Genomic DNA, 24001 nt, shown 5'->3' with positions numbered 1-24001 from the left:
AGTAATCACTATTGATTTATATTATGTGCAGGCTTTCCCCATCTGTTTTCCGTTGGTTTGCTATCAATACAAAACATGATAATAAGGGCTAATGACCCTATGACGGTAAAATATAGCAATAACCACCACCCCGATAGATTAATATCATGCAAACGCCTGATTGAAACCGAAATCAGGGGAATGAACGTAAATAAAAGCCAACAGAAAATAAAAAGATAAATAACCCATACAAGAATTGACAAGACTGGATGGGATGATGATCCTATATTATATACAACATAAAAAAGAACGACCGTGCTTATAACTAGAACGGCAAGAAAGATAAGCAGAAAATACCAGAATTCCTTTCTTCCAGCCCTTCCCTCTATTGTCAAATAATTTTTTATACATCTATTAAACCAATCAATGATTGTATTATTTTCTTCATTATCATATTGGTTAGATACATCAATGTTATTCTCTGACATGTTCATCTGTTTGCACCCTTTTCAGTAAAGATAAATGCTGGACTTTTTGCATTCACCGAATTATCAGAAACACCTGATTATTGAATATTCTGGTCAATATTCCGGAATATCCCAATCTTTGTATTTATATTGTAATAATAAATAATTATACAAACAACCAAAATAATTACATAATATTAGAATTAATATTTCTATAGAATTACAAACAATACTGTTAAAATTATTAACATAGATTATTTTATATTTTTTTTATTTTATATTATCCAGACTGATAACAAAAATCCCTTTTCTGTAAAACTGTTAAAGAAAAAGGATGAAAATCAGTTATCTATATTTTAATTTTGCTGGAAGCCCCCATTGATTATCTTCATATTTAGTATCAATGCAAAACATGATCCAAACAGCAATTGAACCAACGGGTATGAAATGAAGAAGCAACCAAAAACCTGACAAATTAATATCATGAAGACGTCTGACCGCAACGGAAATCATGGGAATAAACATTACAATGCTAAATATACTCCACAAGAATATTGATAGATATAGACAGACCTCAAAAATTAGTATTCCATCAAATGAAGTATCCGTTTGAAAAACGGTAGCAGAAAATAACAGGCCAATTATGAGTAGTCCAATAAAAAAAACGGTCAAGTAACAAATTTGAAACGACCAAAATTCCATTCTTCTGGCCCTTCCTTCAAAATTAACATAATTTCTGATGCATTTATTAAACCATCCTATGATCGTATAGTTTTTTTCTTTTTCAAGTTGTTGTTCATATTGGGTCCGCGATTGAATTTTATTCATAAAATGAACATTTTTATCATCAATTAATATAAAAACTGCAACAGCCCTACCGAGTTGATTGACTTGAAAATCAACACAGGTCCCTTTTTGAGGGGCGATATTTTCTTTCCATTCATCGCCACTAAATTCGTAACGCTGCCCATCATCGCCTGAGATATACCCTGTATTAGTCTGAATAATAAAATTGAGTATAAATCCCCGCATATTTAAAATTTTTTTCCTGTCTTAAATAAATGATATCAAATAATTTTTCTAAAATATAATCTAATCTAGAAATCCATCATTTTTCAAAATTTCCATAACGGTCTGAATACGGTTATTATAAAGATGATCCCGCAGAGTGCGTGCCTGTGCTTTTTTAGCCGTTTCCAATAATAAATCTGGATCATTCAAATATTTATCAAGTTGTTGTTGAAAATCATAACGTGTTGAAAAAACCGGGACCTCATCCCGTTCATAAAAATCATGAATTGCATAATTATCTTCATGAAAAAGCTGCATAGCACCTGCAGCAGATGCCTCGAACGTTCTTGGTCCAGGGTTTGAAGGCATAATCATATACCGTTTATTTTCAAAATGAAGGCTACGACCCAAATTAAGAACAATTTTCGAGCGCTGATATAACTCAATTAACTGATCTTTCTCTATCCTGGCATCTGAAAAGCCAATCCCGAATTCACCCCAACCCGGGCCGATAATTTTTACTTTTAGATTTGTCAGGGCTGGTTTTATGCTGCGCATGACATCCTTGCGGCTACCAAATGCAACACCACAAAACATGACATCAACCGTTTTTTCAATGGTTTCGTCAATGGGACGGTAATGCAACTTTTCACAAGCTGCCAAAGGTAAAAAATGGGTATGTGGATGATTATAAAAATTCGTCCCCCAACGATCACAGGAAAATATTACATCGAAATCGTCAATAATTCTGTAATTGGCATCTTGTTCATACGGATCTTCTGTCGCCCAAAAAATGGTGATCGCACCGAATTTTTTTGCCCTGTGACATACTTCTCCAAAATAGGTGCTTTCCGGTAAATATGATCCAATTGAAAAAACAATTTTAGGTTTTATATACTCAATTGCAGCCGCGGCTCCTGCAATATTCGTGGAAATTACATTACCTTCACCAAAAACACTTTCCCAACCTGATATAATGGCTTCACGGATCTGCGCATTGGCTTGCGATTCATAACGTCCACCACTGCATACCATTACTTTTTCATTTTTAGTTTTTTGAAATTTATTTTTTGATTTTATAGCCATATGAACCTTTTAACACCTGTGTAAAATAACTTTTGATAAAATTGACTGCAACTGCTCCTTAAACCGTTCACGATTGCATTCGCGAGCAATACGATCAAGGGCATTTTGACGCAGTTGATTCCATAATTCCTCCGTCTGGTACAACCTAATAATTTGCGAGGCAAAAAATTCCGGATTATCCGTGGAGGCTGCAAGAATATCCCTCTCATCTTGCCATCCCAGTTGTTCCACCAATAAATTTGACGCCACGATAGGAATTCCATAGGATGCAGCTTCATGTAACTTATAGGGAATGCCACCCGCAAATCTCGTTGGTGCGATATAGACACGATGATCATCATATAAACTGGACAAATCTGGCACCATTCCCAAAAAATCTATATCAGGATAATTAATCAAGGCGGATATATCAACAGAGGGATTTACATAGCCTGCAATTGAAAAAGTAAAATCCGATCCCATTTTATCAATCAAAATCGGCATCACAGAAGTTATAAACCATTTCAAACTGTCATAATTAGGTGCCTGATCATCATGCAAAGCGCCAACAAAAAGAATATTTTTGCGCTCTTTCCATTCCTTTTGTGATTTGCGTATGTTGATACTATGTCCGAGGATATCGACATTGTTAAATCCTGCCTGTCGAATATAATTTGCATCAATTTCATTAACGGCTACAATTTCTTGACAATGTTTTGCACAGGATAACTCCTCTTCCAGAGCCTGTTGAAAATTTTCGTCTATTTCCTTTTCCAATAGCTTTGCCTGCAATCGTGTCCGGGGTGTCGCAACAACCTCTGTATCAAGGATTATTTCCTGGGGTAAATAACGGCTAGCTTCACCCATCATGGGCAATATTCTATTTAAATTATGGGTTCTTCCTATCCAGACCAAATCATAATATCCCGCCCTTTCCTTAAAGAAATCACGAAGATGTTCAACTGTATGATTGAACAATACCTCAACCGTATCAGGCATGCTTGAATAAATCTGATAAACATGGGGATAAAAGTAATTTATAGGATAAACCGTCACTTCATACCCTAATTCAGACATTTGAAAGATAATGTCATTTGAACGAATATACCCAGACCCAAGATGTTTTAAAGGAACCCTATCCTCAATGAATAAAATTCTTTTATTTATATTTCGTCTCTGTCGCGCAATTAAAACATTGTCACTATGCCGGGGAGATTGAAACCTTAAAAAATCCGCATGTTCTCTGGCAAATAATCGATGGTTTCGCTTTATCAAACCACTTGAAATAATCGGATTGCTTGAACAATACTCCATATGTTCCACAACTGCATTGGGATCATATACAATACGATATCCCGCCTTTATCATCCGAACACAAAAGTCCGTATCCTCAAAGTAGGCTGGATAATAAATAGGGGAAAATCCATTCAATTCCTTCAGCACTTTTGATTTTACTGCCAACATTGCCGCTGAACAATAATCAACATCCCGAACAAAATTCGCCTCGGGAATCAATGGGTCTTTTCCTCTCAAATACCCTGTCGTTGTTCCATCCCGCCAAATAATCTGGCCTGCCTCTTGAAGCAATCCATCTGGATGAATTATTTTACCTCCGACTGCACCAATATTATCTGCTGAAGTCAACCGTTTACAAAGTGCATCAATTGCTCCCGGCAATAAATTAATGTCATTATTCAAAAAGATAACAATCGGGGCATCAACGTCTTCCATCAATATGTTACATGCCTTACCAAAGCCAAAATTATAGGGAAAACGGTTTACGGAAGCACCGATCAAACAACCTTGGATAAATTTACTGTCATCTATCGAGTAATTATCACCCAAAAGCAATTGTATATTTCCATTAAAATTAGAGCGAAGGGATGCCAACGCTGTCAATGTTACCGTCAGATTATTGTGCATCAACATAATTACACAGATATCCGCCTGACCCTTATAGGAGAAATCAAGCTTTTCATGAACAACCGATGGTAAAACAAGTCTTGATTTTTTTTTAAAATATGTTCTGCTTTCCTTTGTTTCATTAGTTAAGCGATAATGAGAATCATCAGGTTGCTTATTTATCCACTGATCAAGTTTTTGTTCAAATACATAAGCAGCAAAAGCATCCCTAAATATACCCGTTTCAACCTTATCACGAATATCCCCTGATAGATAATATTCATGCAGACTAATATCGATCCTTGGAGAACGAAGTTCTAACGCACCATAATGTATGAAATGATCATAGCCGTTTCTAAAACTTGCTGTTGATTCAATGGCTTGATTTATATCCTTATAATGATCTAGGTAAAATTCTTCTTCAAACCATGGAGATGGATTAAATAGTTTTGGTGTTTCATTCAAACAATAATGATGTAAAGCACAAAGATATTCACCATCAGCAATTTTTTGTTTTACATCAGGATATTTTTCTAAATACCATGATGTGTCAAAATAAAGAGAGACATTTGTATTTTTTTCAACATCACTAAGATAATAAAGAAAATTTCTATAAGGGTTTTGACTGTGCTTTACATCTTCACGTTCATAACATGCCTGTTGATAGATTGAAGGATCAAATAACAAGGATCCTGTACGACGTAATCCATCCCCTTTTTTCAGATAATGATCATAGGCATTAATATATTGGGAATCATTAATAACTTCATGAATAAAATCAGCGTTATTTTTTAAATAATAATGTGTTGAAAAAAGCCAGTGAGGATCATGTGTCAAATAACCCTGATTACAATAATGCTCAAAACCTGATTTAAACGCTCCACGATCAATATTTTTTCTTAATTCAGGATATCGTTGTAAATACCATTCCTCATCAAAGTAGGGATTGGGAGAATGTCCTAAAATTGAACCTACCTGATTATAATAAATTTCCACATCATCTAAACCACAATTTTTCATTCTTTCATTTAGGTCAGGATAGGTTTTTATATACCATTCCCCATCAAATTTAGCCCATAATGCTTGATCAACTGCATCCTTGTCATTTTCTATATTTTTTTGAATTGGCAAACCATCAGATTGTGACGAAACAGGTAAATCTTTATTCTGTCCCCCATAATTTGTTCCGCTAGCTAGCAATCGAATATAGGCATTTGGATAAAGTCCCTTTTGAATATCCTGTTTAACAGCTTTATCCGCAGCATATTGCTGTAAATTTATTTCTTCACAGGGATCCCAAAAAAGCTGTATTCCCTCGTAAATAAAATGAGCATATCCATTTCTATATTTTTTGAACGCTTGAACATTTTCAAGCTGGCTTTTATATTTTTGATCATAAAAGGATTCATCAAACCAGGCATTTGGATTGAAATTGAAAGCTTGATTGTTTACTAGATAATGATGAATATAATTGTTGAATATTCCTTCTGAAATTGCCTTTGTTATTTCTGGATAATTCTGCGCATACCATTCTGGATCAAAATACCAGGATACCTGTATTTTACTATCAATTTCATCCAAATATTTTAGATAATGTTGATAAGGCGATAACCCTTCCTTAATGGCCTGTTGATATTTTCCAATGAAAAAATTACTGTTAAAAAAAAGACTGCCACTATTTCCTTCAATATCTCCGACTTTCAGAAAATGGTCATATCCATTAACAAATCCATTCCTTTCCAAATTCTCATTTGTCAAATGTGGATTTACTTTTTTGTAATATTTTTCAGAAAATAACCAATGTGGATCATGGGTATGATATCCCTCCTTGCAATAATGCTGAAAACCACTGCTAAATTGATGGCAATCAACCATTAGTTTTACATCAGGATATTTCTGTAAATACCATTCCTCATCAAAATAAGGATTGGGGGAATGACCTTCAAAACAACCAAATGTTTTATAATATTCTTCAACACTATCAACTTCCAGTGCCTTCATTTTTGAAGTTACATGATCATATTTGTGAACATACCATTTTTCATCAAAAGCCTGCCATATTGGCATATAATCTGAAGAGGCTATTTCCTTTTCAATATTAGAAATGTTATCCTCGATAACTGGAAACCCTTTTTCATTTTTTCGCGTAGATATGGCGTCTGAAACATCCCCAGATTCAACGGTCTCTTGATTCTTTACTGATTTTTGTATATTAAAACTATTTTCGATTTTGTCTTTATCGTTTGAATATTTTTTTTGGATTTCCATGAATTTATTTAAAAGATGCAAATCCTGTTGAGCCACCCAATATTCAAATATATTCAGATATAGATTGTCTTTTGCAATTTTTTCAAATATCTCATCAGAAAATTGATTATAATCAAAATCCTTCAATGGTTTTCGTTTTTCCTTGCATCCACATACAATAAAATGTTCATAACCATTTCGAAAAAGTCCATGACCATCCATCAAAATCGAAGGAGATAAATCCTTATGATTTTCAAGATAAAATTTTTCGGAAAATTGTTCCAAAGGTGAGAATAATGTTGGTGTTGGATTGGATAGATAATGATGGAGAAGATTCAAGTATTGATAATTGGTGGTTTTTAATGTTTCCTTTGAATATGTATTTCCATACCATTTTGGATCAAAAAACCATGAAAGTCTGAATTTATCGAAATCATCCGTATCATTTGTTAAAACATATTGATATGGACCATATTCTGTGATTTCGTCTAAATTCTCTTTTTGGGATAAATACAAACAGGGATTGAAAAAAAAACTTCCTTTAAGACAGGATTTATCTCCAACCCGTAAATAATGATCATAACCATTAATATAAGGTTTTCCCTCGCCAATCAGGTCATTTATTTCTGGATTATGCTTTTTATAAAATGTTTCTGAAAATAACCAATGTGGTGAATGATCTTTAAAGCCAATTTTACAGTAATGATCAAATCCAGAAGTGTATTTCCCTTTTTTTATAAGCTCCTTTACATCATAATATTTTGTCAAATACCATTTTTCATCAAAATACGGATTGGGCGAATTTCCAACCTTATACCCATTAGTTGAATGATAAGCAAAAACATCGCCTTGATATATATCCTGTATCAGTAACGAAAAACTTTTATACCGATTACGATACCATTCTAAGTCGAAAACCATCCATTTGGGTTGTTTTTCTTCACTATCATACACAATTTACCACCTTATATTTTAATTAAAATAGCTACTTAAATAATTATACTTATCGCTAGTTAAAATTTATTTGAAATTATTTTTATTAATTAAAATCACTCCCTAAATAATTTTCTTTTCAAAAAATCCGTATATTGATCAATTGTATCTTCATTTATTATATCATCCATAATATTACTGACCTGGTTATTTTTAAAATTCACAGAAATATTCACTGGAACAACCAAAAATTCATTATGAATGAGATTAATCAGAAAAATTTGAAATTTTCCTTCTAATTTTAGAGAATATCCTTTCTGTAAATCCAATTGTATGTAAAAGCCATTGTTTAATGGAACATTTTGAAAAACTGAAATTGTTTCATGACGAATAAATCTTGATGTGGCAACAAAAAAACAGTTTTTAAAAGATTCATTAACAAAGGCAAGATATATCTGCCCTGCCTTACTTGTTGTGCGATCAAAGGCCCATCCAGAAATTTTAAGCAAATTCCCTGCTTTTTCATTTTCCGGATTAACATCCGTAGATAAATTTTGAATATAATATTCTAGTTTACCTAAATTTTTATGAAACAATCTATTTTCAGAAATATCATTTAATTTTATTCCACGCATAATACCATCTTTTTCAGTAATACGCAGAAAATCATCTAATATAACCTGATTATCATGAAATTCATTATAGATTTTAACAACTTTTCCGGCGTTAACCTTTATTTCGTAACCAGCTAGTTGAAATGCCGCTATTCCATTGACAACATTAATCAAGCCAATTCTGAAACGGCCCTCACACCATTTTCCTCTCAATGCTGATTTACACGAAAATCCATTTCGTACAGGAGCATTAACAAAATTAGATGCCACATCCTCCCGACTTTCTCGATCGCATTTTAAGAAAATTGTCAAATCACTATCCTGATGAATCAAAACCGTATACAAATTTCCCGCATTGGACATATCAGGATAAATAAACCATCCACGAATATGGAATTCATCTGCCTCTTTAAATTTGCTGTCATCATCGACATTAAGAATATGATAACAGATATCATCAATATAAAAATGTGCTCCCTGTACAACTGCCCAATCTTCAATTTCCTGTGGAAGCTCGATATAAAGACTGCTACTTGTGGGCGCATCAAAAATATGACGAGGTGGTGCCTGCTCTTTCCAAGATGCATGTGGAATATAATGAAGCCGCCCTATATCCCATCGCAACCCGCTGTTACCCAACATATTTATAGGAACGACTTCATCGTAAACTTGCAATAATTTTTCAGCATAATCTTTTGAATTGACCCATAAATCAGGTGAAATGTTATTGATAAGCTTCTGACGCAATATTTCATCCGAACGTATCAGTTCCAATCGATCAATAACCAGATTCACATCCCCGATGGGAACCGTAAATCCATTAATTCCATCCTGCACACGATCTTTTAACGCACCAACATCTGTCACAATGGGAATTAGCCCATTCTGCCAAACTTCAGAAAGCGATATACAATAAGTTTCGGGCCATATTGACAATATCAGGGCTACATCTGCTACTTGCAATGCCGAAACTTCACCCAATCCATATGAACCATGCAATATAATATTATCAAGTTTCAAATCTTTTAGGACAGATTCATAGTCAGGCTGCATATATCCAAAAATATGAAATTCATACAAATTTGGATTGGCAGTCTGTAATATGGATAAAATCGTATCTGCACCCTTTGAACGGATAAAATTACCAACAGTCGCAACTTTCAGTTTTCTGCCTTCCAAGGGCTTGAACTCTTTTTTTATCAAAGGTATTGTTGTGTCTGGCGAAGGGATACCAAGAATATAATTTTTTTTACTTTCCACAACAGGATAAATATATTTTGCCACATCAAACGAATGTTGTGTTCCATATAAAAACGCATCAATGGATTTCATGACCTTTCCAACAAATGCACGTCGTGTCTGTTGCACACCAAAATCCAGCTTTTCAGAAATTTTAAGACAAACATCACAAGTTCCAACATCTTTATTTTCTTCAATACGACAGTAACGTTGTTCGTAATTCAAAAGATTATAATGAGAACAAACCGCCAGAAAATCATGAAAAGAAAAAACCGTTCCAACACCGCAAGCCTTGGCTATAATCGGTAAGGAAAGAGTGTGATGGCCTAAATGCTGAATGTGGACCACATCAAATCCATATTGATTAATTATATTCGAAAAGGCAGTTTCTTCCCCGGCATCATTCATGGAATCCAACCAGCCCACATCTGGCATGTCAAACCGTTCCAATTCTTGACCATTGGAATCTGTTAGCGTACATGCACCTCTTCTACGAAGCCAATAATAAAATTCCACATCTTTTACTAGTCCAAAAGAAATAATCTGCTGATATACTTCAATGCCACCCCATACTTGTTCACGAATAGTGGAATGCGTGACAAATAAGACCTTCAATTTTTTTTTAAACTGAGATTCAACAATAATTTTTTTCTCTTTTTTCTTTAAAGAAAAATCCGCCTGAGTCACATCTTCAATAATTTTCAAACGATTTTGATACAAATGTGATTTCATTACAGATTGCTGGGAGGAAATCGCCATTTTCTTTCTGATATTCTTTTTTTCAATCACCTCTGCGATCTGTTTAATGATTTCTTCAGTATTATGAGCAATAGCAACGCCATTAATCTCTTTTAAATATTTCTCATTCATACCTGCTGGCAATTCCACAATCTGTGCTGCACCAGCCAAACCCAATTCATATAGACGTGGACCAGGTGCAGTTGCCTGCCCTATATCTCCATGACTGGCATAATTGCGAAACATTGTTAAGGTAACTTTACTTGCATTGGCAAAATCAGTAAACGCTTCAATACTTACAGGTCTATGTATAACCCTTTCACTCAAATCAGCTGGCAAAGGTGGCAAATATTCATTCCCAGGGCAAATCAATTTATACCGTGCCTGGGGAAAGGCAATTATAACACGACGTAAAATATCAACACGGTTTGGCCACATTGTCCCCGCAAAACATATATCATAATCCAGCGCATCAGTTTCTTTCACTTTACGATAATGAATTTGATCACTTGCAGCCAAAGGTAAATAAAATGCTTCTGTTTGATAGGCCTTCACGCAAATAGGGTCGTTTGTAAACACATAATCAAAAATAGTCGTTACCTGAACATTGAAATCCAACATGAAAGGATCTTCAAAAGCCCAGAAAATCATGGTTTTAAAACACGGTCTAAGCCTTTTCATCAATTCATAATCAGTTCGCTGTCCATCAATACAAATAATAACTTCATGTTCTCCACTTGCTGCAACTGACAAGATATCCATATTATCAACTACAACAACATTATCATCCCCCCATAGTTTTTTTGCTGCCCAAAAAACAGCTAGAGTTAGGTAAGAATTAGAGTTATGCGTATAATTTGTATTGTAAATGACTGCCATGATAAATACTTAATAATTCTTAATTAATTAGAAAAAGTAACAAAATCTATGATTTTAGTAAAAAATATAATTTATATACGATATACTACAAAAGATTGCGTAATCACAACCAATTTGAATTATAATTTTTTAAAATTATAAAAATTATCTTTTAACAGTTTTCATTAAAAGAATAAATTGTATCAATAAAAAAACAGACTTTTTACAAAGCCTGTTTTTTAAAAATTAAAAATAATAAAAACTTATTCTACATCCGGTTCATTTTCATTCCGGCGTCGGAAAGCTGCTCCAAGAATATCTCCCAAGGAGGCGCCACTATCTGAAGACCCATAATCAGAAATAGCCTGTTTATCCTCTTCAACTTCACGTCCTTTAATCGTTAAGGTTAAACGACGTGCATTTTTATCAATTGAAACAACCTTAGCATCTACACGGTCACCGACGTTAAAACGTTCCGGACGTTGTTCCGCCTTGTCACGAGAAAGTTCGGTACGTCGTATGAATCCACTTAAAATGTCATTAACACTTACATCAATACCATTTTGTTGAATACCGGTAATGGTACATGTAACAATACTGCCCTTGTTGACTTTTGCAAGTGCATCTGCAACAGAATCTTCACTTAACTGTTTGATACCCAATGAAATACGTTCTTTTTCAACATCCACATCAAGTACTTTTGCTTTAACAACGTCACCTTTTTTAAAGTGAGTAATAGCAACTTCACCAGGTTCATCCCATGAAAGATCAGACATATGAACCATACCATCAATATCGGCTGATAGACCGATAAACAGGCCGAATTCGGTGATATTGCGGATTTCACCTTCAATTTCAGAACCAACCTGATGTGTATCAGCAAACTGTTGCCAAGGATTTGGTTGAACCTGTTTCAAACCTAATGAAATACGACGTTTTGAACTATCAACATCCAATACAACAATATCAACTTCCTGAGATGTTGATACAATTTTGCCGGGATGAACATTTTTCTTTGTCCAAGACATTTCGGAAATATGAACAAGCCCCTCGACTCCAGGTTCCAATTCAACAAAAGCACCATAATCCGTGATATTTGTAACGCGACCAGTAAATCGTGAGCCAACAGGATATTTTGTTGTGACATTTTCCCATGGATCAGCTTCAAGCTGTTTCATACCCAAAGAAATACGATGAGTTTCAGGATTGAAACGAATAACCTGAACACGTACCGGCTGACCAATCTGTAAAGCTTCAGCTGGATGATTGACACGTTTCCAGGCTATATCCGTGACATGCAATAATCCGTCAACACCACCCAAATCAACAAAGGCGCCATAATCCGTGATGTTCTTTACAACACCATCCAGAATCATGCCCTCTTTTAATCCTTGTATCAACTCGCTGCGTTGTTCAGCACGTGTTTCCTCCAATACCGCACGACGAGAAACAACAATATTCCCACGGGCACGATCCATTTTCAAAATTTGGAAAGGCTGTGCCACACCAATCATGGGGTTGATATCACGGATAGGGCGAATATCAACTTGTGATCCAGGTAAGAAAGCCATTGCCCCACCTAAATCAACAGTAAATCCACCTTTGACACGACCGAAAATGGTTCCGTTTATGCGTTGGTTATTTTCAAATGCTTTTTCAAGAGCAGACCATGCCTCTTCACGACGTGCCTTTTCACGTGAAAGCAGAATTGAACCGTCACGATCTTCGTAACGTTCCACATAAAGTTCAACCATATCGCCTGGTTTAACTTCTGCCTTTACACCCGCAGGTGCAAATTCTTTTAAAGGAACACGTCCTTCACTTTTTAAACCGACATCAACGATTGCATAATCATCCGTTAAACGAACAATTTTACCTACAACAACGGAGCCTTCGAACCCAATATCTTGTCCAAGGGTTTCATCTAAAAGCGTAGCAAAATCTTCCCCACCAAAATGATCATTAGGGGTTTGTGTGGTGGCTGCAGCCATGAGTTTCTGTAATCCCAGTCACATTTAAAGACAAATATTGCCTTTTATATACAGACTTTAATTTGCGCGTTTCCAAAATAGAATGAATCTATTTATAAAAATACGACTTTTTCACGATTGAATTCATGAAACAATTTCAACGAAAAAATAATTTATTCTATTCTTTAAGAATAGAGGGGAGCATATAAGGAAGTTACTTTTTTTTCAATATTTTATTAAAGATAAATTTAAATTTCTTATCTTTTTAACAATTATTATGTCTTTTTACTTTATTAACCACTTTTTCTAGAACCTCCAGAGCTGTCAAATGATCTGTATCAATTACAATAGCATCCTCTGCAGGTTTTAACGGAGCTACTTCTCGAGACGAATCCATTTCATCCCTGGTTTTCAAATCCATCTCTATTTTGTTAATCTGCTGTTCTTTATTTTCCGCTTTTGAAGAATTCGCAAATTGCAACCAGCGTCTTTCTGCCCGTATCCTTGGTGAGGCCGTAAGATAAAATTTAAAATCAGCGGAAGGAAAAATGACCGTTCCAATATCCCGACCATCCATAACCCCGCCTCTTAACATGGCGAAATTGCGTTGAACATTTAATAAAGCGGCTCTGATTTTTGGATTGGCAGCAACCTGGCTGGCCGCTTTATCCACTTCAGGTATACGCAGATCATTTCTTAACCAATCTTTTTCTTGAAGATTTTCAGCAAAAGCCAGGACAGATTTGGAATCTGGTTTTTCACCTGCATCCAGCATTTTTCTACCAACTGCCCGATAAAGCAATCCCGTATCAAGATAAGGTAAATAAAAATAATCAGCTACTGACTTGGCCAATGTTCCCTTTCCCACTCCTGAAGGTCCATCGATTGCTATAATTATATTTTTATCCATAATGAATATTTATTAGCCTTTATATTAAGTTATAATTATATTTTATATTTGAAATCCACATCCCAGTGAATTCATCAATTCAAAATATCCAGGAAAACTGGTGCGTATAAAACGAATATCATCGATAGTTATCGTTTTTTTTGCAACTAATCCCAAGATTGAAGCGCTCATTGCCAATCGATGATCCATATGGGTTTCAACTTCGCCTCCCCCTGGAATATTACCAAAGGTACCCTCAATAATCATATCATCTCCGTGAGATTCAACAGAAACACCATTTTTCCGCAACATGTTTATGATGCTATTAAACCGATCACTTTCCTTAACCCGTAATTCTTCCAATCCTCTAAAACGGCTCTCGCCTTTGGCATACGCAGCAGCAACCGATAGAATTGGAAATTCATCTATCATGGATGGGACAATTGAAGCCGGAAGATCAACACCCTTTAATGTTGTGTTTTTAACAATGATATCACCCGTTATTTCACCACCTTCCTGACGCTTATTAGATATCTGCAAATTTGCTCCCATCATTTTCAACGCTTCAATTACCCCGGTTCTCAAAGGATTAAGTCCGACATTCTCTATCAGTATTTCTGATCCGGAAATAATCAAGCCAGCTACCATCAAAAATGCAGCAGAGGATGGATCACCTGGAACATTAACATCTTTAGCTACTAGTTTTGTTGGGCCTTGCAAACAGATTTTGCGACCTTTTTCAGCTAAAGTGCTAATATCAACCTTTACCCCAAAATGATTCAACATATTTTCTGTATGATCTCTTGTTGCAATCGGTTCTTCTACAATTGTCATGCCATTGGCATTTAGACCCGCCAACAAAATGGCGGATTTTACCTGGGCAGACGCAACAGGTAACCGGTATGTAACGGGATTAGCCTTTTCCACTCCCTTGATCGCCATAGGCAAACGTCCTTCATTGCGCGTAATAAACTGGGCACCAGTCTGGCTCAAGGGTTCTATAACTCTTCTCATGGGGCGTTTTCTCAAACTGCAATCACCTGTCATAACGCTGAAAATATTATGTGTTGATAAAATCCCACTCAACAACCGCGCCGACGTTCCGGAATTTCCCATATTCAAAACATCATCGGGTTCATTCAGATATCCAACCCCCTTGCCTATAACGTGCCATTCACCGGGTGCCTTTTGATGAATAATTGCTCCCAAAGCACGCATGACCTGAGCGGTTTGCATAACATCCTCACCCTCAAGCAACCCCGTGATTTTTGTTTCTCCATTTGCCAGAGCCGATAACATTAGAGCACGATGGCTGATTGATTTGTCACCTGGAACATTCACTTTACCTTTCAAAGGCTGTTGTAGAAAAGAAACAACAAGTGGTTGTTTTGAGTGAGTAACTGTCATAATTTTATTTTCCAATTTAACAAATAGAGTATAAAAACAAAAAAAACTTTGATTTAAATCAACAAATCGTATTTTATCATTTGACAATAAGACAATAAACTGGCATTTCGCCATATTTATGTTTTATTTTTTCGATCAGAGAACAGGATACATAAATGGTCAAGCTAGAATTGGGTATTAAAAGAACATGTTGTGCTTGTGGGACTCGTTTTTATGATTTAAACAAAATGTTACCTGTATGCCCAAAATGTGGCACTGAACAACCCATTGAACTACCTCGTCATCGTCAAATTGAAGGAAGTGGCAATCTGGACGAAGAAAAAGAAATCGATACCATGATTGATACTGATGATCTGGAAAATTCAGATGCTGATGTCGATGATGTAATTGAGGATGCTTCAGATCTTGAGGACGATGTTGATGCTATCGGCTCTGAAATAGAAGCAATTAAAAATAACGACGACGATAACGATTCTTAAAAATGATACAGGAATTCATTATGAATTCCTCTTTTCTGGTTATAAATACATCAACCAGTCTTACCATTTAAATCGCATTTGATATCATAACAAACTTGAATTTTAATAAATTTGTATTTAATCAATTGAAGATAAAAAAGTATTTTGCAAATTTTCTGGTATTAATAGCAGACTTTATCTATTCCATCGTTCAATTTCTACGCCGACCCCAGCTGTCTCCGGAATAATATCCAGTTTTTCAATCATGACGCGAACAACCTGAATCCTCTTATCCTTCAAGATACGGTCAGCCAAGGTCTCAGCCAACGTTTCGACCAAATGAAAATGGGTCTGAAGAACAGTGTCTTTTACATCATCAACAATATCCGCATAGGATACCGTCCGGGATAAAATGTCTGGACCAACGCCTTTTTCTTCCTGAATTCCAATGGAAATATTCAATTGAATACGCTGAATATTTTCCTGTTCAAAATCATAAACACCTATACGTGCCATCAAAATTAAGTCACGAATAAAAATACGACGTAAGGGTATGTCATAATGCCCTGACCATACTAGGGAAAAATTCATAAATAAATCCTGTTTTACTCGTTTTTATCTGGCATTAATGTCGGTGACCACTGTAAATGTTGCCCTCCATCCAAAGCGATCATCTGTCCCGTCACAGATGGTAAACATATCAAGCTTAGTACCGCTCGCGCCACTTCCTGTGCAGACGTGCCACGCTGCAACGGAACAGATTTGCATTGATTGGCAAATTGTTCGGCGGTTTGACGTTTATGGGCCATTGCTGGACCGGGTCCAACTGCATTGACTCGAATTGATTTATGTGCCAATGCTAGGGCCATTGTTTGTGTTAATGTCCATAATGCGGATTTGGATACTGTATAACTGACAAAATGTGGTGTTAGAGACCATACACGTTGATCAAGCAAATTAATAACACATCCACTAGATTGCTTCGGTAATAATTTTGCAAAATCCTGAATTAACTGAAAAGGGGCCCATAAATTGGGCATTAAATGTTCTTGCCAGGATTGCAGGGTTACACTATCCCATTCATCGCGCTCAAATACACTTGCATTATTAATCAGAATACCCATTGATCCCAATTGCTCTACTGCCAGTCCCATCAGGCGTTTAACCTGATCAGCATCGGAAAGATCGGCTGTCAGTAGAATTACATTTCTCCCAAGCTGCCGAATTTCCTCTATCAATGTTTCAGCTTCTTGAGTGCGCTTACGGGCATGTAAAACAATATCAAATCCAAATCTTGCCAAGGTTAAAGCAATTTCACGCCCTAACCTTACGGTCGCCCCCGTAATAAAAGCAACTTTAGGGAGTGAATCAGAAACTGGGAAAAAATTAGTTGATCTCCCTTGATTGGACACAGAACTTTCCTTTATTTTGTAAAGATGCAACTTATTATCATAAACAACATGATTTTTGCAGTAAAAAATTACGAATTTGCATAACTAAGCTGGACGTCTGGCGGTCAAAGCCGCTGTCAGGGTTCCTTCATCAAGAATTTCCAGTGAGCCACCCATTGGAATGCCTTGACCAACACGGGTAATTTTTACATGCCAGGGTAACAATTGATCATATAGCCAATGCATAGTTGTTACACCCTCAACCGTAGCACCAAGTGCAAGAATAATTTCCTTGACTTCATTGCGCTTCAACCTTTTTAAAAGAGGCGCTAGATTTAAATCCTCTGGCCCTACCCCAGCCAAGGGGGATAAGGTGCCGCCCAACACCTGATAATATCCCCTGAACGCTCCGGTTTTTTCCAGTGCCCATAAATCCCCAACTGTCTCAACGATACAAATCAAGTCACGATTACGATTTAAATCATTACAGATCTGGCATGGGTCACTGCTATCCAAATTACCACAGGAAGAACAGATTCTCACCATCTTGGCTGCCTGTTCTAACGCGTTTGCCAAGGGAATCATACGGGAATGTGGCTGTTTTAGTAATGACAAAACAGCACGACGCGCCGAACGTGGTCCAAAACCAGGTAATTTACCAAATAAAGAAATTAGCCGTTCAATTTCAGGACCACCCACGATACCCTCTTCTTACCAAGATAATTAACTAACAACAAATTACCTTTATTACCAATATTCACAAAATAACTTCTGGTCAAATTAGAAAGGAAATTTTAAACCTTCAGGAAGATTTATTCCCCCGGTAACTTTCTGCATTTCCTCCTGTGTTGTTTCATCAAGTCGCCTACGTGCGTCACTGTAAGCTGCAACAATAAGATCCTGCAACATTTCCATTTCAGCTGGATCAGCCAATTTCGGATCGATTTTTATAGATTTCATGTCACCTTTTCCACCCAATGTTACAGTTACCATACCAGCCCCTGATACACCCTCAATTGTAATGGCGGCAAGCTTTTCTTGCATCTCGGTCATCTTGCTTTGCATTTGAGAAGCTTGTTTCATAAGATTGGCAAAATTTTTCATTCAATTCTCTTTCAAAATTTAATTTTGGGACTAATTATATGTCAATTCGTCAAAATCATCTATCATTGCTGATTTTTTTTCAGTTTCAAGATCTGACATACTTTGCTCATCCCTGTCTGTAAATGAATTGTGTTCTGGAAATAGACCATATTCATCAAGATGTGGATTGATAACCTTATTAACAACAGCCCCAGGAAATATACGCATAATTTCTTTTACGATTGGTTCAGATGCAACTTTGTCAAAATCGGCCTGAACCTGTAAAGATTCCTGTTCCATCAAGGTTGGTTCACCTTTTTGCTGGGAAAGAACAATTGTCCATCGCAACCCTGAATGTTCATTCAACAATCTTGATAATTGTTGGGGCAGATTTGCGGGAGCCCTATCTTCAATTCTTATTTCAATCATTGGTGGTGCGAATTTAACCAGATGAACCGCGTTACGTAAATGGGCATGCAAAATTGCAGCCTGTTGCTGCTTTACAAAAGATATGATTTCCCGCCAACTGTTCCATAAAATTTTGGGGTTTTCGATCTCGGGATTTTGTTTAGGTAATGACAGGACTTCAGATTTTGGTTGTATCAAAGAATTTGAGGCATAAGTTTTACCATATCCATGAAAATTGCCACCCTCTTTTGATACAGATACCAATGACATTGGCTTTGATGATTGCATATCTGAAGATGATAATGAGGAATGATGAGAATATTGGTCTGACTTCTGTTCCGGGGAATTGGATAAATGATTGATTATTTCACCAGGAGTGGGTAAATCGGCTATAAAACATAAACGAATCAAAATCATTTCAGCTGCTGCCTTACGATTGGGAGCCATATCAACCTCCTTGATCCCTTTAAGCAGCATTTGCCATGCGCGACCCAATACGGGTATGGAAAGCATGGAAGCCATATGACCACCACGATTTCGTTCAAGTTCTGATAATTCAGAACCATTTCGCAGATTTGGCAATGATTTCATTCTTGAAAGAAGATGAATTAGTTCCAGAAGATCGGATAATAACACACCTAGGTCAACGCCGCCTGCATAAGCCTGTTCAGTCAAGCTTAGAACCTGATCAGCTTTTCCTGACATAATTGCTTCAAGTAAATCGAATATTAGGGTTTTATCCGCAAATCCCAACATGCCTGAAACAGCTTCAGCCGTTATTTCATGATCCAGTTTATCATTTTCTGGCTGATCAGGGATAGTGGCACGGCCAAGTGCAATAGCCTGATCTAACAAGGATAAACCATCCCGGACCGATCCATCAGCTGCACGCGCAATCAAATGAATAGCCTCATCAGATATGTTTACTTTTTCCCGATTTGAAATTTTTTGAAAAAATTGACTTAGCTGATCCTGCGGGACACGTCGCAGATCAAACCGTTGACAACGTGATAATACCGTTACGGGAACCTTGCGAATTTCAGTTGTCGCAAAAATGAATGTAACCTGGTCAGGTGGCTCCTCGAGTGTTTTCAACAATGCATTAAACGCATTACGCGATAACATATGAACTTCATCAATGATATAAACCTTCATCCTGGCCTGAATGGGACGGAAACGTGAACCGTCTATAATTTCCCTTACATCATCAACACCCGTATGAGAAGCTGCATCAATCTCCAATACATCAGGATGCCGATCTGCCAAAATTGCCTTGCAATTTGGACAAACACCACAGGGATCTGCCGTAGGTCCACCCTGACCATCAACCCCTATACAATTTAATGCACGCGCGATAATACGGGCGGTTGTTGTTTTGCCAACTCCTCTAACTCCCGTAAGCATAAAAGCATGAGCAACTCTACCCATTGCAAAAGCATTGCGCAGAGTGCGTACCATCGTTTCTTGACCGATCAAATCCTTGAAATCCTGAGGTCTATATTTTCGTGCCAAGACACGATAGAACTTTTCATCAGATGAGGGTTTGACCTCAGAATCATCGCTCGATAAGGATTCAAATAATCCAGCAGACTCTATATCTGGGGTGGGTAATTGCTCGTCCGGAATATCTTTCATTAACAACCATTCCAGAAAATATGATAAAATCAGGTTTTGCGAATTTTGATTATACCACTAAATTACCTGAGATTCTAATTTATTTGTCTTAAATCCAAGGAAAGCTTGAATGACCCAAACGATACTCGTGATGGCTGCTTCCTTCCGGACCTGACCGAGTTCACAAGGTGTTCGTCCACCCAAGCTTTCCAGTTTCTTTCTATTACAAATTAAAAAAAATTGGCAAGTATTTTTTTTGATTTTCAAAAAAATTATTTTTTATATGTATAATCAAAAATTAATATCCTATCGCTCCCCCGCCAGCATGACGATAATCCATCCCGCCATAATAAACAGTCTTTCCGTTTTTATCATGTCCAACAAGAATCCCTTCGGCAATTCCCCAAGTAGAGTAAAGATCCAAGGGATAGTTTTTTCTTTTTAAAATTTTACGAACTTGACCACTTAACGCATTATGTTCAAGCTGAATTCCCTGAGGCTGCCATTGTTCATGTATACGGGGGAGATTAATCGCCTGCTGAATATTCATTTTGTAATCAATGACACCTGTTATCACAGAAAGAATAATAGTGGGAATTCTTGACCCCCCGGGACTGCCTATTACCATAAAGACCTTATTGTCTTTGGAAACTATTGTTGGTGTCATTGAAGATAAGGGCGTTTTTCCCGGGGCAATTTCATTAGCCTTACCCCCGATTATTCCATACATATTTGCTTCACCTGGCACCGTGGAGAAATCATCCATTTCGTCATTCATAATTATACCGGTATTGCCAGCAACAACCCTCGCTCCATACCAGCCATTAAGCGTATAGGTTAATGAAACCGCCATGCCATCCTTGTCAATAACAGAAAAATGCGTCGTTTCATTTCTTTCATGTGATATTACTGCTTTTCTTTCCTTCTTATTCGACGATGTTACCTCGGTAACCTTTCCGGGAATCAAATCAGAGGAATTAACCGCTTTTTTAAAGGTCAAGCTTTGACGTATTTTTTCTGCATAATCGGGATCATTCAGGTGTTTTACAGGATTATCAACAAATTCTGGATCCCCCAAATCTCTCCGATCTGAATAGGCCCGACGCATTGCTTCAACCTGTCTTTCCACCGCAGGAACTGTCTGAAGACCCATTTTATGTAAATCATAACCGGATAAAATATTTAACATTTCGCACAAAGCTATTCCCCCTCCACTTGGAGGCGGGGCTGTATCAATATGATAACCTCGATAAGAACAAGTTAATGGCAGCATCATTCGTGGATGATAATTTTCAAAATCTTTCAAGGACAATATTCCACCATGCTTTTTACTGGCATCAACTATTTTTTTTGCAATTGAACCATGATAGAAAACATCTTCCCCATGCTTTGAAATAGTTTGCAAGGTATCTGCCAAATCTTTTTGACGAAAGATATCCCCTTTTTTCCATGGATTTCCGTCTGATTTAAGAAAAATTTTAGCTGCATTGCGATCTTTGGCAAAATCAGACAGAGAAGTCGCCATCAGATCGATATCTTCCTGCGTCAGGATATATCCATTTTGCGCAAGTTTAATAGCTGGAGCCATTAATTCCGCACGAGACTTGCTTCCCCATCGTTTACGCAACATTTCCATACCTGCCACCGTTCCCGGAATAGCAACAGCTTTCCATCCCAATATAGAAGCATTGGGAATTTTCTTTCCATTACTGTCAACAAACATATTGGAAGTTGCTGCTTTTGGCGCCTTCTCTCGAAAATCTATAAAATAAGCCTGTCCATTTGGTGAACGAAGCGTGAGGAACCCCCCGCCCCCTAAATTTCCAGCGGCAGGATAGGTAACCGCCATTGCATAGGCAACTGCCACAGCTGCATCAGCTGCATTTCCACCATTCTTTAAAACCTCAGATCCAATTTTTGCAGCAAGATTACTTGCCGAAACAACCATTCCTTTTGACGCCACAACAGGTTCTGAAGACATAGTTTCTTGAGCAACCTCACCAAATGCTAAGGCATCAACCCCATTACCAACCTGCGCATAAACTACCCCAGAAAAACAACCACTTGAAAGGAGTAATATACCTAATGAATATTTATATTTTTTTTGTCTTATTTCTTTAATTACGCTTTTCATATTACTTCCTGAACGTGTATTATTTAATTAAAATATTTCTGAAAAAATCTATTAAAGAAATATTCTTTATATCTTGCATAAACAAACATAACACAATTTTATTTTTAATATAAAAATAGACAAAATAACACTTACAAAATATATATTAACTTTCAATATTTTATTTTAAGGTTTTTTCAATGAGTGTTATTATTGCATTTAGAACTCATATTTGGAATGATGATATCGAATATATGGCAAGACGCCTTAAAGGTTCTTTTAGCAAAGCTGATTTTGTTATTCTTGCTGATGAAAGCAGGGAGATCTTGGATGTAGGTGATTTTCCTAAAATAGGTCATACCTCTGATTTTTCTGAATTCAATATCCCGAATATTCCCGGTCAAAAAACTTTATGGTATAACGCTGATTATCCTTTATATGCCTTACGCAAAGCCTTGCCTAACTATAATCATTATATAATGATTGAAAATGATGTCTTAATAAATATTAATCTAGACCCCTTAATAACATCCCTTGAAAAAAAACAGACAGATTTAATTGCCCACAACATTTTAAGTATACCAGATCATTGGGTTTTCAAAGATACGATAACACCCTATTTTAAAAATTCTAAATATTGTTTTTTACCAGTATTGGCACTATCCGCCCGGGCAATTGACCATCTTCTTGTAAAAAAACAGGAAATTTCACACCTATACAATAATGATAATTCCATCATATGGCCATATTGTGAGGGATTTATTCCATCAGCTGTTTTTGAAATGGAAAACCCTATTGTAGAAGAATTGCGCAATTTCTGCAAATTACAACCATATGATTTTTGTAGTGGTTATTACTATCTTGATCCATATGTTAATATTCATGGAACGATATGCCATCCTGTCAAAGGCAAGGATTTTGTGGAACGTTGCATAACACATGACGGTATCAATCCAATTTTCAATCCACGTTCTTCATTAAGAAGAGGTCTAAAGAATCTTAAGCCCAGTGACTTTTATCAATATATTCATGATACAATAAAAAAGACAGGAAATGTGGGTTTTTATCAACAATTCAATGAAATTGCACTTCAGGAAAGATGGATAAAAAAACCTGAGGCCGTGAACTGGGCGCTTGGTGGTAAAGCTTCACAATCATCCGTTTGTGCACATTCAAAATTCAATGACATATACAAAGATGCTGCGGGCGCAGTTAATGGACGTATTGGTCCAGATTACAATTTTCATACTGCAACGGAATATAACCCTTGGTGGAAACTGGAATTACCTCGCACAATCAACATTAAACATATAATAATTTATAACCGTCTAAACTTTGAAGATCGTGCCTCAAAAATAAAAGTTGAAATATCTGATGATCACGAAAACTGGATAATTGTCGCTGATTATCCTGACGGAATTATTTTTGGTGGAGCCGATGGCAATCCATTAATTATAAGAGTGAATAATATTAACGCCCAGTATGTCAAAATAAGTCTTTATGACGAAAATATATTACATTTAAATCAAGTAGAAGTATATGACCAATAAAATTTGATTTCTCATTATCCAAAAATTAAAGCTAGCTTGTTATTACAACATAGCCAGCTTTTCAA

The 24001-nt window shown here is 36.4% G+C and carries 16 protein-coding genes and 1 other RNA gene; 2 read left to right on the top strand and 15 right to left on the bottom strand.

Going from position 1 to position 24001, the window contains the following annotated elements; genetic code table 11:
- Nucleotides 1-8 precede the first annotated feature (8 nt).
- The 8 genes from D9V35_RS03080 to aroA form a co-directional block, all read right to left on the bottom strand.
- Nucleotides 9-467 (bottom strand): DUF805 domain-containing protein, encoded by a 459-nt coding sequence (locus D9V35_RS03080; RefSeq protein WP_162988553.1) that lies wholly within the window; start codon nt 465-467, stop codon nt 9-11.
- Nucleotides 468-791: 324 nt separating this feature from the next.
- Nucleotides 792-1478, bottom strand: coding sequence for a DUF805 domain-containing protein (locus D9V35_RS03075; RefSeq protein WP_122123321.1), 687 nt, complete (start codon nt 1476-1478; stop codon nt 792-794).
- Nucleotides 1479-1538: 60 nt separating this feature from the next.
- Nucleotides 1539-2543: a CgeB family protein gene (locus D9V35_RS03070; protein ID WP_110438749.1), complete on the bottom strand. Its 1005-nt coding sequence runs from the start codon at nt 2541-2543 to the stop codon at nt 1539-1541.
- 9 nt (nt 2544-2552) lie between these two features.
- A complete protein-coding gene (locus tag D9V35_RS03065; RefSeq protein WP_122123320.1) occupies nt 2553-7625 on the bottom strand; it encodes a glycosyltransferase in 5073 nt (1690 codons plus the stop codon).
- Nucleotides 7626-7720: 95 nt separating this feature from the next.
- A complete protein-coding gene (locus D9V35_RS03060; protein WP_122123319.1) occupies nt 7721-11074 on the bottom strand; it encodes a glycosyltransferase in 3354 nt (1117 codons plus the stop codon).
- A gap of 242 nt (nt 11075-11316) precedes the next feature.
- Complete coding sequence (gene rpsA / locus D9V35_RS03055) at nt 11317-13044, bottom strand: 30S ribosomal protein S1 (RefSeq protein ID WP_110438746.1); 1728 nt, start codon at nt 13042-13044, stop codon at nt 11317-11319.
- Nucleotides 13045-13288: 244 nt separating this feature from the next.
- The gene (gene cmk, locus D9V35_RS03050; RefSeq protein WP_122123318.1) at nt 13289-13933 is read right to left on the bottom strand and encodes a (d)CMP kinase; all 645 of its coding nucleotides are present in this window, start codon (nt 13931-13933) and stop codon (nt 13289-13291) included.
- 42 nt (nt 13934-13975) lie between these two features.
- A complete protein-coding gene (gene aroA / locus D9V35_RS03045; RefSeq protein WP_122124254.1) occupies nt 13976-15319 on the bottom strand; it encodes a 3-phosphoshikimate 1-carboxyvinyltransferase in 1344 nt (447 codons plus the stop codon).
- A 155-nt stretch (nt 15320-15474) separates the two neighbouring features.
- Between aroA and D9V35_RS03040 the strand changes: the two genes are divergently transcribed.
- Nucleotides 15475-15798, top strand: a complete 324-nt coding sequence (locus tag D9V35_RS03040) for a TIGR02300 family protein (protein ID WP_122123317.1) — start codon at nt 15475-15477, stop codon at nt 15796-15798.
- A gap of 174 nt (nt 15799-15972) precedes the next feature.
- On the opposite strand, the gene folB is transcribed toward D9V35_RS03040, so the two are convergent.
- The 7 genes from folB to ggt form a co-directional block, all read right to left on the bottom strand.
- A complete protein-coding gene (gene folB / locus D9V35_RS03035; protein WP_122123316.1) occupies nt 15973-16368 on the bottom strand; it encodes a dihydroneopterin aldolase in 396 nt (131 codons plus the stop codon).
- 14 nt (nt 16369-16382) lie between these two features.
- Nucleotides 16383-17189: an SDR family oxidoreductase gene (locus D9V35_RS03030; RefSeq protein WP_110438742.1), complete on the bottom strand. Its 807-nt coding sequence runs from the start codon at nt 17187-17189 to the stop codon at nt 16383-16385.
- A gap of 84 nt (nt 17190-17273) precedes the next feature.
- Nucleotides 17274-17867, bottom strand: coding sequence for a recombination mediator RecR (gene recR, locus D9V35_RS03025; protein WP_122123315.1), 594 nt, complete (start codon nt 17865-17867; stop codon nt 17274-17276).
- An 81-nt stretch (nt 17868-17948) separates the two neighbouring features.
- On the bottom strand, nt 17949-18272 hold the full coding sequence (locus D9V35_RS03020; RefSeq protein WP_110438740.1) for a YbaB/EbfC family nucleoid-associated protein: 324 nt from the start codon (nt 18270-18272) through the stop codon (nt 17949-17951).
- A gap of 30 nt (nt 18273-18302) precedes the next feature.
- On the bottom strand, nt 18303-20294 hold the full coding sequence (locus D9V35_RS03015; protein ID WP_122123314.1) for a DNA polymerase III subunit gamma/tau: 1992 nt from the start codon (nt 20292-20294) through the stop codon (nt 18303-18305).
- 95 nt (nt 20295-20389) lie between these two features.
- Nucleotides 20390-20484: signal recognition particle sRNA small type (gene ffs / locus D9V35_RS03010), an RNA gene on the bottom strand.
- Between the two features lie 87 nt (nt 20485-20571).
- Nucleotides 20572-22407 (bottom strand): gamma-glutamyltransferase, encoded by a 1836-nt coding sequence (gene ggt / locus D9V35_RS03005; protein WP_122123313.1) that lies wholly within the window; start codon nt 22405-22407, stop codon nt 20572-20574.
- A 179-nt stretch (nt 22408-22586) separates the two neighbouring features.
- Here ggt and D9V35_RS03000 point away from each other — a divergent pair, with 179 nt between their 5' ends.
- On the top strand, nt 22587-23936 hold the full coding sequence (locus D9V35_RS03000; RefSeq protein WP_122123312.1) for a discoidin domain-containing protein: 1350 nt from the start codon (nt 22587-22589) through the stop codon (nt 23934-23936).
- Nucleotides 23937-24001 lie beyond the last annotated feature (65 nt).

This window comes from Commensalibacter melissae, from assembly GCF_003691365.1.
GTDB lineage: Bacteria > Pseudomonadota > Alphaproteobacteria > Acetobacterales > Acetobacteraceae > Commensalibacter > Commensalibacter melissae.
Note: the sequence above shows the minus strand (reverse complement) of the source record. Positions and strands in the feature narration are given on the sequence as shown.